Raw genomic sequence first — 18,318 nt, 5'->3', positions numbered from 1 at the left:
CATGAAAACAGTAACTAACTTAACCGCAATGTTCAGCATCACCCTGCTTGCTACTCTGATGACAGGCTGTGGAGGCGGCGGCTCTGAATCGAGCTCGCCAGCACCCACTGCGACACAATCCAGTACGCAACCTGCTGCAACAGCAAATACAAGCACTGCAGTGAATGAACCTCAACAAACAGAGCCAGCACAAACACCAGTGCAAGAACCGGCAGCGACAATGGAAGACTTCATGCCACAGACTGAGCTTAAAGAGTCTACAGCGACAGACTCGACAGACCTTTATGTTATGCCTGATTTTAAATTTAGAACCAACGATGAAGTCACAATGGAGTTCAGTGGCGAAAACGTGTTTGGTGAATCTCTAGCAGGAAGAACCATCAAAATTTATTCGTTTGATGTTGAGGTTCCCTCTGTTGAAGATGAGTTGATGGGCAATAAAGCGCTTGTTGCCACTTTAAGATTTAATCCATCTGGACAGCTACAGCACACCCTTACGTTACCACAGACAGCTAAAACGATGCTGGTACGCGTAGATAGTATGTTAGAGACAAACCAAGTGCTGTTTCCGCTCGATTCTGACGAGACAATAGTCCACACATTTAAGTAAGCTCTCCAAGCCAAAGTGTGCTCTGCTTATGTGGAGCGCACTTTATTCCACCTCTTCACACCCCCCTTACCCTGTCACAACAAAATTGTCGGATCTTTATACGTTAGTCAGAATCTTTGTCTATGCTTGTTGCGGTTATATTTATCGCATCGTGATAAATATTAAATATCCGCTACTTTCTGACAAAAGTCTTTGGAACTCTGAGAGTTACACTGCTATATCTTAATAGAGAACAAAAATTAATAAAGGAGCGCTTGAATGGATAAAATAACAGGACTTAATATTTTGCTAGTTGATGACGAGCCACATATTTTGCGCTCACTCAGCCGAGCATTACGCTCCGATCAATATCATATTCATACCGCTGAAGGCGGACCTGCCGCACTTGAAATTTTGGCGAATGAATCCATCGATGTGGTCGTCACTGATAAAAATATGCCTGAGATGACTGGCAATGAACTACTCGCCATTATCGCTGAACAATACCCAGACACCATTCGCATTATGCTCACTGCTTTTACCGAGCAAGCTGCGCTCATTGACGCGATAAACCAAGGGAAAGTTTGGGGCTATATGCAAAAACCATGGGATAACGATAATCTCAGGATAACCATTGAGCAGGCACTACAGACTAAAATGCTCATTGCTGAGCGCAACATGCTGCGCGCCAGCCTAAAACGCTATAAAAGAGAACATAGATCTCAGTTCCAACGCTTTATTGGCAGCTCTTTAGCAATGCAAGTTGTGTATAAATGCATCGACAAGGCTGCACCGAGCCGTGCTAATGTGTTTATCACCGGTCCCAGTGGAACGGGTAAAGAACTGGCCGCCGAGGCCATTCACAACCTAAGTCCTCGTCACAACAATGAGCTTGTCTGTATTAACTGTGCCGCGATCCCATCTGAATTGATGGAGTCCGAAATCTTTGGCCATATTAAAGGCGCGTTCTCTGGCGCGACCAATAACCGCGATGGCGCTGCGACGCTTGCAGATGGCGGCACGCTATTTTTGGATGAAATTGGCGAAATGGATATGGCACTTCAAGCTAAAATTCTTCGCTTCATTCAAACGGGCACTTTTCAACGCGTCGGTAGCGGCAAGGTCGAAAAAGTCGACGTGCGTTTTGTCTGTGCGACTAACCGCAACCCACTTGAAGCCATTGAGCAGCAACTACTGCGTGAAGACCTATTTTATCGACTGAATGTCATCGCGATAGATATGCCAGCCTTGTCTGATCGTGATGAAGACCCTTTGCAAATTGCACTCTTCTATCTCAACAAATTTAGCGAAATGGAAAATAAGCTTTTTGTCGGCTTTTCAAAGCGCGCAGAACAGCTCATTTTGAATTATGCCTGGCCAGGTAACGTCAGGCAGCTAGAAAACCTCATTCACAGTGCCGTGGTGATGTCCGACGGGCCCATGGTAAGTGAAGAGACACTTATGCAACAATTACATTTAAAACCCAGTGAAGAGCTTTTCAAACCTAAAGACAAATCACCCGCCAATGCCATGCCTACCAATGGTGCAACACCATCAGTGAGCACAGCAACGCCCGATGCCAGCAATATTGTGCCACTGTCAGAGGTTGAGCGCTTCGCCATTGAGCAAGCTTTATTGGTCTGTGAAGACAATGTAGTCAAAGCCGCGGGATTATTAGAAGTTAGCCCATCTACCTTGTATCGCAAAATACAAAAATGGGAGCCTTAGCAGTAATAGGCACTTTGCAAATTAAAAAATATCTGCATTGCAAATTGCGAGTACAGCGTCATTTGATAAAGCGTAAAATTACAAAATAAATAGATATAACATAAAGTTAAAAATAAAATCAGAGTTGGCTTAATTATTGATTGATACAGGTATCACTTAAAACCGAGTAAACCGGATGCAATCAAACAAACATTCACTGAAGCTCCTACTGCGTAACACCTCTTGGCTGGTGGGCGCAGAAGTCGTAGCTAAAGCTACACGCTTACTGAGCATCATGGCAATGGCAGCATTTTTGGTCCCAGTAGAGTATGGCGCAGCCATGTTGGCTCTGAGCATTCATGAGGTCATTCGTTTACTGTTACGCTCTGGCACCGGCGCGCAAATCATTCGCGCCAAAGAAAATGAATTACCTGATTATCTATCAAATGGTTTATGCATACAGTGGTTACTGTGCATTACGCTTTTCATCGTGCAACTGTTTGCAGCTTATGCAACCCAATGGCTTTTTCCGGAACATGACATCACCACCTTAGTGGCGTTAATGGCATTTACTTATTTAGTATTTCCAATAGTCAGCACCCGTGCGTTTTTAGTACAACGCGACAACCGTATGGCACTGTTTAGCATGATCAGCAGTTGTTGCATCATCTTAGAGAACATCACCATTGCCGTTGCGCTATATTTTGATGCGGGCTTGTTATCGATTGTTTACGCAAAATGGGCATTTGCGCTGCTATGGCTTGGTGCTTTTTCACTGGTTGACACTCTGCCCCATAAAATAGGCTTCAAGCGCGATACCTTTTTTTATTTACTTGGTTCTTCTACGCAACTCGCTGCTGCTGAAGGTCTGCGCTCACTGCGTATGAACATGGACATCTTCATTGGTGCAAGATTACTCTCACCCGAACTGTTTGGCCTTTATAGCTTTGCTAAAAGTGCGGGCATTGGCCTTGCCATGTCAATCAGCCAAGCTTATATCACCGCACTATACCCATATGTTTGCCAGCAACAAAAAAATGCGCAAACGGGCAATTTAAATCAAAAAATCATGTTGGTTACTGCTGCGGTATCTGCCATTTTTGTATGCCAATCTATTTTGGTGCCAGTCTATGTACCGTTTCTTTTCTCAGCAGATTGGCAGGCAAGTTTTACAACAACCAGTTTATTGTGCCTTATTGCAATCACAACAGTATGGTCAGACACCTACAGTGCCATGCTACGCAGTAAAGGCCTATTTAAGTTAGAAACACAACAATGTGCATTCTGCCTTATCGTATCCATCATCGGTGTATTGGCTGTCGCACCACAGCAGCCAGACACATTTGCCCTAGTTTTACTTTTGAGCAGCATATTGTGGCTAGTATTTCCTGCCATCAATGTACTTCTTGTCAAATTCAGCGCCATCAAAGCCGCCTAAGGAGCTTGCTATGACTACTTTAATCAACCCAACAGTTAGCGTCGTTATTCCTATGTACAATGTAGGTAAATATATTGAGCAAAGCATCGGTTCGGTATTGAAGCAAACTTATCAAGACTTTGAAATTTTATGTGTTGATGATGGCTGTAGTGACGATACTCTGGCTAAAGTCGCACAATTTGATGACTCACGTATTCAAGTCATTCAACAACTTAATCGCGGCCTATCGGGAGCTAGAAACACTGGAATTCGAGCAGCGAAAGGTAAATACATTGCCCTACTGGACGCCGACGATTTCTGGTCAGCAAAAAAATTAGAGTTGCATGTTGCACACTTAGACAGCAACCCAAAAGTCGGGGTGAGCTACTGTCCATCTCTGTTTGTAGATGAAGACGGTGCGCCTCTTGGCATTGGCCAATTTCCTGCTTTAAAAGACATCACCACAAAACAAATTTTTTGCCGCAACCCGGTTGGTAATGGATCTGCGCCAGTTATCAGAAAAACGGTATTTGATGCAGTGGCATTTCAAGATGGTATGCGTGCATGGACACAATACTTTGATGAAGAACTGCGCCAATCTGAAGACATCGAAATGTGGTTAAGAATGGCACTAGATACTGATTTTGAATTTGAAGGGATTGCGCAGCCACTGACTTATTATCGCGTCAACGCATCAGGCTTATCATCTAACTTGCATAAGCAATTTACCAGCTGGCAGTATGCAGTTGACCAAAACCGTATCGGCCATGAAGCCTTCTTCAATCAATATGCCTCACTGGCAAAAGCTTATCAGCTACGTTATTTATGCCGCCGTGCGATTCAGTCAAGAAATAGCTCTCAGGCAATTAAGTTGATGCACCAAGCACTTAAAACTAACTGGCGTATTTTGAAAGAAGAGCCAAAACGCACCCTAGCAACATGGGCTTGTACGTATTTGAGTACATTACCTGCTTGCATTTATAACACCATAGAGAACGCGGCGATGCGCGGTGTTTCATACATTCAAAAGTCGCATTAATGATTACTTATCACATCAAATACCCCTAAATAAAAAAACCAGCAAAGGCTGGTTTTTCTATTTTGCAAACACCACTCAATGCAAATTGCAAAAAGCCAATATAAGAACCGCAAAATAACAATGTAACCCTATGTTTTTTAATGATTTAGACAACTGGCCTAATTAATGCTTTATTTAAGACAGTATCTTTCATTAAGGAATAGACTATGACAGTCACCAGCATCACAACAAAGCTCAGTATATTAGCACTTGTGTGCAATATCGCGCTGACTGCTGGCTGTGCACATATTGACGGAACAGTAGAGTTAGAAGACAACGACGACCGTTTTTATGGCCACCCTGATGCACAAGGCACAGTGATTAATCCAGCAGAGCCCGGCACAGTATTCGCAGCTGGTTTAGATTGCTCTGGCGCGAACGAATTTGCCATTTCAAAACAGTATCGCGTTGACAAAGCAATTGTTACGCACCCAAACAACCAAGCGCCAGTACCAGTACTTGGTGGAAGAGATGCAAATTCTTTACCACTGAGCCCGGGCGACTTGATCGACATTAATATGGAGTTTGGTGAAGGTTTCAATGGCCGCTATATACTAGATAGCTCTGGCCTATTGGAAATGCCTGTGATTGAACCTATCTTTGCAGCGGGTTTGACCACCAAACATTTAAGTGAGCGCATTGAACTGGCATTGATCAGAGCGAATATATTCAAAGCGCATACGCTTGATGTAAATATCAAAGTACTGAACTTAGCTTCCATAGAAGTGCCTGTATCTGGCGCTGTGTTTGAGCCAGGTCGTGTGACAATTAATGCAACGATCCCGTCGCAAGTACAGCAAGAGCGTCTTGCAGCTTCTGGTGACCAAAGTAAAAAGCGTTTATTGTCTGAAGCGGTCAGAACCGCATCTGGTATTCGCCCTGATGCAAAGCTCGACCAAGTGATTTTAATTCGTTCAGGTTGGCAGGTAGAAGTAGACCTCACAGGAATTTTAACAGGCGAGCCGGTAACCGATTATGCGCTAATCGCTGGCGACCAAGTCATCGTGCCAAGCACTGGGTGTTTTCAACCTCACTTGGTTAGACCCTCTCAGATCACGCCAAAGGGCTTTCGAGTGTTTATGTCTAACTTGATAGATTCTGCAGAGAGCAATTCAAACGCCGCAATCGGTCGCTTTTCAAACAATTTACCTTATGGTACGCGTTTATTACAAGCCGCAGTCTCTGCCAACTGTGTGGGTGGCAAGTCATATACTAACGCGCCTCGTCGCGTGGTGTTAGTCAGCACCCACCCAATTACGAAACAAACACAAGTTATAGAGCGTTCAATCGAGCAACTTATACGTATGCCTTATAGAGATAAAATCAATCCATACGTAATGCCAAATGACGCCATCGCCTGTTACGACTCCGATATCACAAATTTAAGAGACGTGGCGCAAACAGTTTTAGACTTAGTCGCACCATTCAAGGTGTTTTAGGAGGTGTATCATGGGTACAGCACTTCAAGTCACAACGCCATACAGCCGCTTTAGAGCAACGATTTATCGTTGGCTGCGCAGACCATACTTAGCTGCATGTGCGATTAGCTATGTTGTCATTACATTATTGGTGATTGCCTATTTGCAAAAAGCCCCCACATTCAAAAGTGATTTTGACATTGTGCTACCGGGTACAGGTGCAAACAGCCAAGTTAATATCGACGAAGTAGGTCAAGTTGTCTCGTCGACCAGTGCGCCATTCGGTAAAGGATATAACCCGCGCGTTAACTACAAAGAGATGATCATGAGTCGTAACCTGCTAGATAGCGCAGCTAAAACAATGAATCTAACAGGTCGCGAGTTTGGCAATCCAAAAGTACGCTTAACCGAGCAAACCTCTATTTTGAATGTAGAAACAACCGGCGGCTCACCACAAATTGCTCAAAACAAAGCATGGGCTATCTACGACGCACTACAAGCACAGCTTGACCATTTGCGTGCAGATGAGGTTAAACGCCGCGATGAAAGCATCAAAGCTGTTTTAGACCAATATCGTGAGCGTCTAAACCTAACGCGTAATAATATTATTGATTTTCAACAGCGCTCACTCATTGTGTCTGCTGAGCAATTGCAAAGAGAAACAGCTACTTTGTCTTCAATTAGAGAAAAAATGGTGATGATCCAAGCTGAGATCGGCCAAGGCGAAGACTATGTCAGCCAGTTGAGCGTAGACTTAGGTGTGTCACCTGCTATGGCAGGTCAAGCATTTGTACTTCAGTCTGACAGTGAGTTTCGTGGCTATCTTTCAGAGCTCACTTCTAGTGCATCTCAGTTAAGCGAATATCGTTCACGTTGGGGTGAAGGTCACCCGAAAGTCAAAGCAGAATTTGCTCGCTTTGAATACTCAAAACAGTCGCTTCGCAACCGCTCGCAAGGTTTGGTGGGTCCAAACGCAGCGCACATATTCACTTCACTAGATTTAAAAAACAACCCAAAACGTGCGCAACTTTTTGCAGATCTTATTAACGCTTACGCTGTTAAAAAAGGCAAAGAAGCAAAATTAGTTCAGCTAGACCAAGCCCAAACTTTGTTAAACGAAAAAATTAAAATATATGCACGTGAGGCTGCAGAGCTTGAACGCCTTCAACGAGAGTTTGACCTAGCAGAAGCGGTATTCACCTCAGCAGCAGCGCGCTTAGAAGCAAGTAAAGCCGATGTCTTCGCTTCCTATCCGATTGTACAACTTATGACGCCACCTTCAATGGCTTTCAAAGCAGTCAGTCCTAAAAAAGCCTTGGCCATTGCTGCAGCACTTTTTGCGATGATCTTCACATCACTTGCTATATTAATGGTTAATAAGCGCAGAGAGATCGTTGCACTTGTTGTTGAGAAGCCAAAAGCAAAAGGATAATGGATGCTACTACTGTCAGCATTGCCAGGAGAGAAGAAAGAATTTGTCAGCTCAGAAGAATTCGTCGTCTGGGCTGGCTTAGTGCTGACCTACCCTTCCTTTTTAACAGGCACACTATACGTTCTCGGCTCAGTGATTGGCTGGATCTTATTTGCCATGGTGATCACCCGCCTCTACGTTGAAGTCGATAAAAAGCATAGCCGCGTTAACCCTATGGTTTGGTTATGGATCATCGCCATGATGGTGATGCTAGTGGCGCTCATTATTGCACACTTCAATTGGTCATTAGGCATAGGAAAAACCATAAAATCGTCCATTGGTTGGATGAAAGGGTGGGCACTTTTAGCGCTATTTCCATTGATAGGGAATTTAATTCAAATTCGTAAAGAAGTCTTGATCCGTGCTGTGTGCATCATCGGTATTCAAACCCTGATCTTTGCTGTGGTTTCTTTTATTTTTTATTTAGGCCGCTTACCCGGCGATATTTTCCTCTCGCCGTTAAAAGTCATCGGCGGGCCCGGGGAAAGCTTTTTCATGGTGAGTTTTTACGGCATAAACCCAGAAACCGGTGCTGGTAGATGGCGCTTCTTCACACCATGGGCTCCCGCAGCCGGGTTTATGGCGTGTATCTATCTGGTATTTTGCCTGCAAGAGCAAAACGCCCGCATTCGCCGCTGGGCCATCGCTGGGTGCTGGGCCATGCTGTTGCTCTCTCAATCTCGTGCCGGCATTGCCATTTTTATTATGCTTTTTCCTATGGTGATGTTCAGTGATAAATTCAAAGAGCCATGGTTTTTATTTTTACTCGGCTTTTTAGTGCCCGTAATACTGTTACTCGGTGAGCCTGTGTATCAATGGGTAATGGACTCTTACGAAGCCGTCAAACAACAACGGCCAGGCTCAACGCGAGTACGACAAGCATTAGCCAATATAGCCGTACAGCGCTGGGAAGCAGAAGCGCCTATTTGGGGTCACGGTATTGTTGAGCGCGGGCCAAAACTCGTTGAGCGTATGCCAATTGGCTCTCACCATAGCTGGTATGGACTACTTTTTGTAAAAGGTATAGTTGGCGCCATCGCCCTTGCTGTGCCCATGGCACTTACCTTTATTTACTTTTTATGGAAATCACAAGACTCTAAAACAGCTCAAACTGCCTTGTGTTTAATGACGGTATTTATCTGTTATAGCTTTTTTGAAAACTTGGAGATTTTGTCGTTTTTGTACTGGCCGGCATTGCTATGGTTTGGCATCGTATTCAAAGGCGAGAAGGCATATCGCGCATCAACTAGAAAACACAGGCAAATAGAGCACTTTCCAAGCAGACGCGCGGGGCGTTAATTAAGTTTTTATGCCGCTACAGGCACACCACTGTGGAATTTAAAGTCTTCATCTGGTGTATCAATTAACGCATTTTCAATGGCTTTAAACTCGGCTATGCGCGCAGCCACATCAAAGCGTTTCGGATCTGTTGCCTGTGCGACTTGCTCAGCAAGCTCAATATAATCCTGGTAGTGACGTGCTTCAGAGCGCAGCAGTGATACATAAAAGCGCGCCAGTTCATCATCTAAAAACGGCGCAAGTTTAGCAAAGCGCTCACACGATCTCGCTTCGATAAATGCACCAATAATGAGCTTATCAATTAACGCAGCAGGCTCAAACGTGCGCACATGCTTGATCATACCCGCAGCATAGCGAGATGCGTTTAGGCTTTGTACACATAGACCTCTTTGCTGAATGATCTCAAGCACTTGTTCAAAGTGATGCAGCTCTTCTTTAATAAGACGCACCATTTTGTCTAATATATCTTGGTTGTAGGCATATTCTGGCTTTGCAGTTAAGCTGCCAATTAACTCGTTTTTGCTCGCTGCAAACGTGCCATCACCTATTTTACGATATACAAAATCCTCATAAGGCTTTACCCAGCCCAATAACGTTTTTGCTGACTCATTATCCACGGCATATTTACGAATTAAAAATGCTGCGCTTTGCGCCGCTTTTAATTCACAATGCATGTGGTCAACAAGAAGTCGTTGCAAATTTTCAGGCTTTTTAGCCTCTTCAATCCAACTGTCGGGTGTACACGTACCCAAGAACTCGTATATCGGTGCAAGCAAATCTGCGTATTTATCTAGCATCATCATCAAAATATTTCGAACTAATGGCGCAATTCTATCACACACTCACCATGCCACTCTATCTTGGCGTAGCGGAAATAACATGGCTTGATTATTTAGGATCAAGTACACCCGTCGTTTAACCCGAGTTGCTTGACAAAATTTAACCAATATTTCATATGTTAATTGAGGTTGTGTAAAAAACACCCAAAAAACAAGAGAGGCTTTGTATGATTTTAAACCACTTATGGGGGCTCTATGCTCACCCAATTGAGGAGTGGCAGACGATTGACAACCATCATGAAAATGCCAGCTTTAGCCTATCCCATATGATAGTAATAGCCCTGATCCCAAGTATTATGGGATACATTTCTTCTGTTCATTTAGGTTGGAAAATTGGCGCGGGTGATGCTGTGTACCTTACTCATGAAAGTGCCCTGCTCATCGCAATTGCTATGTACTTTGCACTGATCATTGGCGTATTTGCACTTGCCTATTTAGCGCATTGGATGGCAGTCACCTTTGGCGCCGCACCAACTTTTACGCAAACCCTTGAGCTGGCAGCTTACACTTCAACGCCACTCTTTATGTCAGCCATTGCCGCCATTTATCCAGAGCTTTGGTTTGTGGTCAGTGTTGGCATCGCCTCTGTCGCCTATTCTGTCTACCTACTCTACACGGGTGTGCCTATTCTCATGCATATTCCCGAAGAGAGAGGCTTTATCTACGCCAGTTCAATGGTCACCTGTGGACTTATTTTATTGGTGATCATTCTTGCTGCAACGGCTATTTTATGGACGAATGGCATAATTAGCCCTACATTTACTTAGGGTAGCGTGGTGATTCGCGCTGCCTTTGCTTTTATCCTAAAAACGAAATCAAACTAAAAGGGCGATGGTATTCACCATCGCCCTTTTTTACATATTCAAGTTCATGCGTTGCTTATTCGCCTTCGCCTGTTTCTTGATTATGTAGCTCTAAGCTCGCTGACATCGCTTGCTCACGCGTTGATTTCGCTGAGTCATTTCTCAGTGCATCGATACGGTTTAGGTAGTCCTGATCAACATCACCTGTGATGTACTGACCGTCAAATACCGATGTTTCAAACTGGCTGATCTCAGGGTTTTCAATGCGAACTGCTGCAATTAAATCTTCAAGTGACTGATAAATCAGACCGTCAGATCCGATGCTCGCATTGATGTCCTCAAGCTCACGACCATGCGCGATCAGCTCAGCAGCCGATGGCATATCGATGCCGTATACGTTCGGGAAGCGTACTTCAGGGGCAGCTGATGCAAAGTAAACATTTTTAGCACCTGCTTCTCTTGCCATTTCAACGATTTGCGCCGAGGTCGTACCACGTACGATTGAATCATCCACTAATAACACATTTTTGCCGACAAACTCTCTGTCGATGGCATTAAGCTTGCGACGTACTGACTTCTTGCGCTGCTCTTGCCCTGGCATGATGAAAGTACGGCCAATATAGCGATTTTTCACAAAGCCTTGACGATATGGCAGGTTGAGTACAGAAGCAATTTCAAGGGCGATATCACATGAGGTCTCAGGGATTGGAATAACCACATCAATGTCTTTATCCGCCCACTCACGTTGTATTTTTTCACCTAGCTTGGTACCCATATTTACGCGTGATGCATAAACAGACATGTTGTCGATGGTTGAGTCTGGACGAGCAAAATAAACAAACTCAAAAATACATGGCGCTAACATAGTTTTATCTGCGCACATTTTTGAGAAGAACTGGCCATCTTCAGTCACGTAAATCGCTTCACCTGGGGCAACATCACGCACGAAGTCAAAGCCATCTGTCGCCAATGCTACGCTTTCAGAAGCAAACATGTACTCAGTACCATTGTCTGTGTCACGTTTACCAAATACTAATGGGCGAATACCATGCGGGTCACGGAACGCTAACATGCCGTGACCAATGATCATTGCGATACTTGCATAACCACCTGAACACTGCGCATTCACTGCGGCAATTGCGGTAAACATGTCATCTGCATCCAGCTTCATTTTGTCACTGCAACCTAGCTCATAAGCTAGGATGTTTAGCAGGATCTCAGAGTCTGATGTTGTGTTTACATGACGTCTAGCCTTGGTAAACAGACGCTCTTTTAACTCCGCAGCATTGGTCAAATTTCCATTATGCGCTAATGAGATACCAAATGGAGAGTTTACATAAAAAGGCTGCGCTTCAGCAGAGCTTGAAGAGCCCGCTGTAGGGTAACGCACATGGCCAATACCAATGTTGCCCTGTAGTCGTTTCATGTGACGTGTGTGAAACACGTCTTTTACCAAGCCGTTTGCCTTGCGAAGGCTAAACGTATTGTTGTCAATGGTAATGATGCCCGCTGCATCTTGACCGCGGTGTTGCAAAACAGTTAAGCCGTCATACAAAGCCTGATTAACAGGAGATGTTCCGACTATCCCAACGATACCACACATTAAAAAATTCCTCGCCGATTAACGGTTTGCTGAATTTAAAAAGCTCGAATTGTTCTCCAAATAAGAGAAAAACCACTCAATAACAAATCCAAATTCAGGGATTACTACCGACGCCTTCCACCAATCTGTATCTGGGGCTTTGGTGAAAGCATCGAGAAAGAACAACAGGGCGCTGACCACTAATACACCGCGCATAGCACCAAATAAGATGCCAACAACACGGTCTGTGCCAGATAATCCTGTACGCTGTACAAGTTCACCCAATATAAAATTAACTAATCCACCTAATACCAGCGTTGCGACAAATAGTATGGCTATTGCTGCTGCGTTTCTTAATAGGGGTTCTGAAACAAAGGTAAGGAAAGTGGATAGGTATTGATAAAATAGACTGGATATAAAGAATGCGCCAACCCAAACTACAAGGGACATAGCTTCTTTTACAAAGCCGCGTATCAGGCCAAAAAAGGTAGAAATACCGACAACTGTAAATATGGCGTAATCAACCCAAATCATAATAACCAACAAGTCGTTAATTTTGGGCGCATTTTATAAGACACGTCCTAGAATTGCCAGATCATTTTGCAACCTTAAATTGCGTAAGGCGGCCATTAAGTTTAGTTAACTTCTTTAATTCTGGTAACTTAGCTTCAAGTTTTTGCTTATTTAAATCTGGTCCAACAAATACTTTCGTTAAAGTACCGTTGGGTGTTTTAACGGGACGAGTAAAGGTTTTAAAGCCATTGAGCTTAAGTTTTGCGGTTAACGCATCAACATTGGCTTTGTGAGAAAAGCTACCCAGTTGAATTACATACGCCATTTTTGAAAAGTTAGAATCCTCAGGGCGCTCAAGCTCAGGCGCTTTTACCTCAACAGTCGCAACTTTCTTTGGCTCTGCCACTTGTTCTTCTATAGGTTGCTTAAGTTGAGACTCAGCTTGCTCTACTGGTACGTCAGCGACTTTCTGTGCCTCTGCTTCAGATGACATAGCCTGCGTTTCTGCTGGTGTACTCGCCTCTGCATCATTTGAGACGACCGATGTATCATCTAGGTTTATATCAGCAGGGATATCATCTGCTTGAATATCCTCTACCACTTCAGGTTTTGGCTGCACAGCTAATTCTGCGCGCGCCTCTACCGTCTCTTGAAGATCAATAGATGAAAACTCTGGTCGCTCAGGAATTTGTTGGAACCCCTCTTTATAGTGCACTTTTTCGCCATCCAAAATATTTGGAATAAATACGATGGCAGCAATCACTATGATGCTGGTACCTACGAGGCGATTTACAAATCCTGAGTTCACGTCTTACTCTCTATTTTTTCCAATACTGTATGGCATCTGCAACCGTAAAGAACGAGCCAAAAATAATAAGTGCTGAGTTGGCTTCTTGTGCAGGTAACAATGCATCAAGTGCTAGGTGCACAGACTCATATGCTGCAACATCATGTTGCTGCACCTGCCCTAACACTGCACGCATATTGTCGGCACTTTCCGCTCTTGGTCCACTAAGGGAAGCACATGTCCAATGTTCTACAACATCACTCAACTCATTAATGACCGCAGCTTTGTCTTTATCAGCAAGCATAGCGACTAAGACATTAATTTTAAAGCCCTGATTTTTTAAGTCGAGCAACTTTGTACGTAAATAACGTGCTGATTCTGGGTTATGGGCAACATCTGTGTACACTAAAGGAGAGTCACTGAGCTTTTGAAAGCGCCCTTCTACCTGTAAGTTATCTAATAACTCAGGTATTTTTTCCTGCTCAGGTAGCAGGTCTAGTCGTGCTAACGCCGTCAACGCGGTTGCTACATTCTGTGCAGGAATGCTAGGCTGTGTGAGCGTCATATCATACTCTTGATACTGCCAGCACAAACCATTATCAAGTGGTGTGAAGACAAAATCACGCTTTGATAAAATCATATCTGCGTTAATTTCATCACCGTAATCCGTGACCGTATGAGGGATATTCAGATCGCCCACGATCGCAGGGGTGTTTGTTCTAAAAATACCCGCTTTGTCATACCCTACAAGCTCACGTGTATCACCTAGATACTCTTTATGGTCGAGATCGATTGTAGTAATAATACTAGCGTAAGGTGTGACAATGTTTGTTGCATCGTACCTACCACCTAACCCCACTTCAAGCAGCACATAATTCACTTCATAGCGTTTGAATAGAGCCAGCGCGCCGAGCGTCCCATATTCAAAATAGGTCAACTGCGTTTCGCCACGGCCTTGCTCCAATTGATAAAACGCATCCACATGATCTTGGTCTGCCAATTCTTGGCCATTAATACGCACGCGCTCGTTGTAGCGGATAAGATGCGGGGAAGCGTAGGTACCAACTGAATAGCCTTGTGAAAGTAACATCGCTTCCATACAGCGAGCTGTTGTGCCTTTACCGTTAGTGCCACCGATCAATATGATTTTACTGGGGGTATCAAGTAAGTGGATATTGTTTGCGACTTGGGCAACACGCTCTAACCCCATTTCGATATTTGCAGGGTGCAGTTGCTCTAAATAACAAAGCCAATCATCTAAGCTCGATGATTGGCTAGGTTTGATGTGTGACATAGCTAGCTCAATTTCGAAAAATTTACGCTACTCTATGCTCTTGTTCTGTAGAAGGCAAGTCCATAAACTTAGAAATCATACGTGCTAGAGAGTCACGCATTTCACGGCGGTCAATAATCACATCAATCGCACCGTGCTCTAATAAGAACTCACTGCGCTGGAAACCTTCAGGTAAGGTTTCACGTACTGTTTGCTCGATTACACGAGGACCAGCAAAACCAATCAGTGCTTTTGGCTCACCCACGTTGATATCACCAAGCATTGCTAATGACGCTGATACACCACCCATGGTTGGGTTCGTTAATACAGAGATAAACGGTAAACCTTGCTCACTCATTTTTGCAAGTGCAGCACTGGTTTTAGCCATTTGCATTAATGAAAATAAAGCTTCTTGCATTCGTGCACCGCCTGATGCCGAGAAACAGATTAGCGGCATATTGTGCTCAAGACACTCATTCACAGCAGCAACAAATCGCGCACCTACAACAGACGCCATTGAACCACCCATGAATGAGAATTCAAATGCAACTGCCGCAACTGGCATGCCTTTCAAGCGACCTTTCATCGCGATCAGCGCATCTTTTTCACCACTGACTTTTTGTGCAGCAGTAATACGGTCAGAGTACTTTTTGGAGTCTTTAAACTTCAATACATCTTGTGGCTCAAACTCAGTGCCTAATTCCACAAGCTCACCGTCATCTAGGAAACGCTCTAAGCGCTCACGCGCTGAAATACGCATATGATTGTCACACTTAGGACATACATAAAGCGACTTCTCTAACTCAGCTTTGTATAAGATGGAATCACAGGCTGTACATTTTGCCCATACTCCTTCCGGAACCTCTTTCTTACCTGCCGATTTAGCAGCTTTAGGCAAGATTTTTTCTAACCAACTCATTGGCAACTCTCTTGTCTTTATTCTGTATATTAGTCTGTGCACACAGACAGATTTTCCCAATTAAAACATGTTTAAGGCAACAGCGGTATAAAAAACTGGTCTTAGTAGTCTTAACAAGTAATAGACGCGTGAGGAACTGAGATTTTAATGCACAGTATAAGGAATGTTATCGCTTATAATTAAATAACTTATGCAGTTTCATCCACGCCTAAGTAATAATTATTTTTTAATCTCAACTTCCGGCAAAAACAGTGGACCCACTGACATTTTAGGAATACCCCATTTTTCAGGGTAATCAACATCCACTAAGTACAAGCCATTTGGTTTAGCCGTTGCACTCGCCTGTGTTCTGTCTTTTAAAGCCAACAGTTCTGCCATCCAATCAGGCGATTGCTCACCAATACCTATGTCTAGTAAACACCCCGTGATATTTCTCACCATATGGTGTAAAAATGCATTGGCTTTGACATCAATAACAACATAATCACCAAATCTATCAACCTGTAGGTGGTGAATATTTCTAAACGGCGTATTCGATTGGCAGTGTACCGCTCTGAAAGAGGTAAAGTCTTGCTCACCTAGCATATGGTGACAGGCCGCCTGCATTCTTTTTTCATCTAAAAGGTGATGGAAATGCGTCACGCCATTTCTTAATATGCCCGGACGATATGTATGGTTATAAATCACATAGCGATATCGCCTTGCTGTTGCACTAAAGCGTGCATGGAATTCATCATCAACTTGCTGTGCAAAACGCACAGCAATATCGTCAGGTAATTGAGAGTTCATACCAAGTGTAAATGCACTCATTTCACGATCAGCATCAGTATCAAAATGAACTAACTGCCCCGTCGCATGCACTCCTGCATCTGTGCGACCTGCACATACGATTTCAACAGGATGATTACAGATCCGCGAAAGCGCTGTTTCAATTTCTTCTTGGACACTACTCACATGACTTTGACGTTGCCAGCCTGAATAATTGCCACCGTTATACTCGATACCTAGTACTACACGCATACACTTGCAAACTCTTCACTAAATTATAGCCGGGCATTTTATGCTATTGGCGCTGGGAATAAAAGCAAAGGGGGGCGATATCGCCCCCCTTTATCATGTCATCATTGTTATTTTATCTGCTCTTTAAGTAACCTAGCTTCTTCTTGAACAGACTCAGGGCCATTCTCCATCACATCGTCTAACGCGGACACTGCCGAGTCAAAATCTTCTATTTCAAGATATGCTCTCGCTAAGTCTAATTTCGCCGAGAACCCGCCTTCTTCTAAATCCACATCCGTTGGATTATCGCCTGCAAGTAGCTCATCAAAATCATCTAACCCCACATCCATATTTGGCTCTTGATACGGCTCTTCATTCGTCACGGCATCATCACTTTCTGCGAGTAAGTCATCAATCTCTAGAAAATCTTCAGGCATTGAGGAAAGTTCAACTTGCTGCGTATCCTCCTCAATTTCGAACTTATCATCTAAGTCCTCACTTAGTAATGCATCGAAGTCGACCTCAAGTTCTGGTTCTTGCTCCCTATCAAGCGCTTCAGGTTCAGCAAACTCATCCAGTAAGGCATTAAAGTCAGTGCCTTCAAGATCGGCCATAAAGGCATCTTCAATGGCATTTTCATCAATATCAACAGGCGGCTCAACTTCGCTATCCGCTTCAGCCGCCTCATCAAGTTCCGCTAAAAATGCATCTGGATCTGCGCTTACATCTAGATCCAGTTCAGAGTCAGATATCCCCGTATCTTGATCAAGTTCAGCGCTACTAAGCTCCTCAGGTTCATCTGTTAATGGCGCTTCAGCTTCCAGTGACGCTAACGCAGCAGATTCGTCAAAAGGTGTGTCTAAATCAATTTCGAGATCTTGTGGCGCTTGGATTTGCTCAGGAACGCTTTGGGTAGGTTCGCTAGGTACCTCTTCATCCATCGCAGCCAGCGCGGCATCTTCATCAAATGGGGTATCTAAATCAATACCTAGGTCGTCCAGCTCGTCTTCTAGTGCATCGTCAAGTGCTAAGTCTTGCGCATTGGATAATTCAGATAAGGTGTCTGTTTCTAAATTAGACGATTCGCTTACTTGAGTCTCATCATCTAAATCACCAAATAAATCGTCTAAGTCATCTTCAAAGGGCGCTTCAAGGTCGCCTTCAATATCTGCATTTAAATCACGTTGGCTTTCAAGGCTCTGTGCAAGCTGGCGCTCCGTTTCACTCATTTCTTCCGTGAATGACTCCTCAGCCAGAGAGATTTCTTGCTCTTCAATTTCTTCAAGTTCAAGTTCTGGGTAACTTTCTAGTTGAGCACTGGGTGTCACTAAATCCGGCTCAGGTAAAGGCTCATCTGCTAGCAAATCAACTTCATCACCTAACGGATCGTCCCCTAAGTCTATCTCTCCATCTTCTGCCAATAATGCTTCATCTAAAGACGCTAATTCGGCTTCAGCTTCAAGCTCCTCTAGCATGTCATCAACATTCTGAGGCTCAATACCATCTATATCAGACATCAAGCTTTGTAGATCTGATCCGGCTTCTAGGTCCAGCTCAGGTTCTGCTTCTAGTTCAGGCTCTGCTTCTAGTTCAGGCTCTGCTTCTAGTTCAGGCTCTGCTTCTA

The 18,318-nt window shown here is 44.0% G+C and carries 16 protein-coding genes; 8 read left to right on the top strand and 8 right to left on the bottom strand.

From position 1 onward, the window contains the following. Position 1 precedes the first annotated feature (1 nt). The 7 genes from N477_RS10000 to N477_RS09970 all read left to right on the top strand — a co-directional run bounded on the left by N477_RS10000 (position 2) and on the right by N477_RS09970 (position 8,979). Positions 2-610, top strand: coding sequence for a hypothetical protein (locus tag N477_RS10000; protein ID WP_063360413.1), 609 nt, complete (start codon positions 2-4; stop codon positions 608-610). A 258-nt stretch (positions 611-868) separates the two neighbouring features. Continuing rightward, positions 869-2,317: a sigma-54-dependent transcriptional regulator gene (locus tag N477_RS09995; RefSeq protein ID WP_063360414.1), complete on the top strand. Its 1,449-nt coding sequence runs from the start codon at positions 869-871 to the stop codon at positions 2,315-2,317. Positions 2,318-2,492: 175 nt separating this feature from the next. Further along, the gene (locus N477_RS09990; protein ID WP_063360415.1) at positions 2,493-3,734 is read left to right on the top strand and encodes an oligosaccharide flippase family protein; all 1,242 of its coding nucleotides are present in this window, start codon (positions 2,493-2,495) and stop codon (positions 3,732-3,734) included. Between the two features lie 10 nt (positions 3,735-3,744). Next, a complete protein-coding gene (locus tag N477_RS09985) occupies positions 3,745-4,752 on the top strand; it encodes a glycosyltransferase family 2 protein (RefSeq protein ID WP_063360416.1) in 1,008 nt (335 codons plus the stop codon). Between the two features lie 206 nt (positions 4,753-4,958). After that, entirely contained in the window at positions 4,959-6,230 is a 1,272-nt protein-coding gene (locus N477_RS09980) for a polysaccharide biosynthesis/export family protein (protein ID WP_063360417.1), read from the top strand. 10 nt (positions 6,231-6,240) lie between these two features. Beyond that, a complete protein-coding gene (locus N477_RS09975; RefSeq protein ID WP_063360418.1) occupies positions 6,241-7,641 on the top strand; it encodes a GumC family protein in 1,401 nt (466 codons plus the stop codon). Positions 7,642-7,644: 3 nt separating this feature from the next. Continuing rightward, on the top strand, positions 7,645-8,979 hold the full coding sequence (locus N477_RS09970; protein WP_063360419.1) for an O-antigen ligase family protein: 1,335 nt from the start codon (positions 7,645-7,647) through the stop codon (positions 8,977-8,979). A gap of 8 nt (positions 8,980-8,987) precedes the next feature. Here N477_RS09970 and miaE read toward each other — a convergent pair whose 3' ends face one another. After that, the gene (gene miaE / locus N477_RS09965; RefSeq protein WP_063360430.1) at positions 8,988-9,776 is read right to left on the bottom strand and encodes a tRNA isopentenyl-2-thiomethyl-A-37 hydroxylase MiaE; all 789 of its coding nucleotides are present in this window, start codon (positions 9,774-9,776) and stop codon (positions 8,988-8,990) included. Between the two features lie 209 nt (positions 9,777-9,985). Here miaE and N477_RS09960 point away from each other — a divergent pair, with 209 nt between their 5' ends. Beyond that, positions 9,986-10,585: a Yip1 family protein gene (locus N477_RS09960; protein WP_063360420.1), complete on the top strand. Its 600-nt coding sequence runs from the start codon at positions 9,986-9,988 to the stop codon at positions 10,583-10,585. A gap of 112 nt (positions 10,586-10,697) precedes the next feature. Here the strand turns inward: N477_RS09960 and purF are convergent, their stop codons facing one another. From purF to N477_RS09925, 7 genes are all read right to left on the bottom strand, one after another. Continuing rightward, a complete protein-coding gene (purF, locus tag N477_RS09955; protein ID WP_039608476.1) occupies positions 10,698-12,224 on the bottom strand; it encodes an amidophosphoribosyltransferase in 1,527 nt (508 codons plus the stop codon). A gap of 18 nt (positions 12,225-12,242) precedes the next feature. Continuing rightward, positions 12,243-12,737, bottom strand: a complete 495-nt coding sequence (locus N477_RS09950) for a CvpA family protein (RefSeq protein WP_039608475.1) — start codon at positions 12,735-12,737, stop codon at positions 12,243-12,245. 61 nt (positions 12,738-12,798) lie between these two features. Beyond that, positions 12,799-13,524 carry an SPOR domain-containing protein gene (locus N477_RS09945; protein WP_063360421.1) on the bottom strand — a complete coding sequence of 242 codons (726 nt, stop codon included), beginning with the start codon at positions 13,522-13,524 and terminating at the stop codon, positions 12,799-12,801. 10 nt (positions 13,525-13,534) lie between these two features. Then, on the bottom strand, positions 13,535-14,797 hold the full coding sequence (gene folC / locus N477_RS09940; protein ID WP_063360422.1) for a bifunctional tetrahydrofolate synthase/dihydrofolate synthase: 1,263 nt from the start codon (positions 14,795-14,797) through the stop codon (positions 13,535-13,537). A 22-nt stretch (positions 14,798-14,819) separates the two neighbouring features. After that, positions 14,820-15,695 (bottom strand): acetyl-CoA carboxylase, carboxyltransferase subunit beta, encoded by an 876-nt coding sequence (accD, locus tag N477_RS09935; RefSeq protein ID WP_046357907.1) that lies wholly within the window; start codon positions 15,693-15,695, stop codon positions 14,820-14,822. Between the two features lie 219 nt (positions 15,696-15,914). Further along, a complete protein-coding gene (truA, locus tag N477_RS09930; protein WP_063360423.1) occupies positions 15,915-16,715 on the bottom strand; it encodes a tRNA pseudouridine(38-40) synthase TruA in 801 nt (266 codons plus the stop codon). Between the two features lie 107 nt (positions 16,716-16,822). Next, on the bottom strand, positions 16,823-18,318 hold a 1,496-nt coding region (locus tag N477_RS09925; RefSeq protein ID WP_331245843.1), incomplete at its 5' end, for a FimV/HubP family polar landmark protein.

The sequence above is a fragment of the Pseudoalteromonas luteoviolacea H33-S genome, from assembly GCF_001625695.1.
Taxonomy (GTDB): Bacteria; Pseudomonadota; Gammaproteobacteria; order Enterobacterales; family Alteromonadaceae; genus Pseudoalteromonas; species Pseudoalteromonas luteoviolacea_B.
The sequence above is the reverse complement of the archived record's forward strand: the minus strand, read 5'-3'. Positions and strand labels throughout refer to the sequence as shown.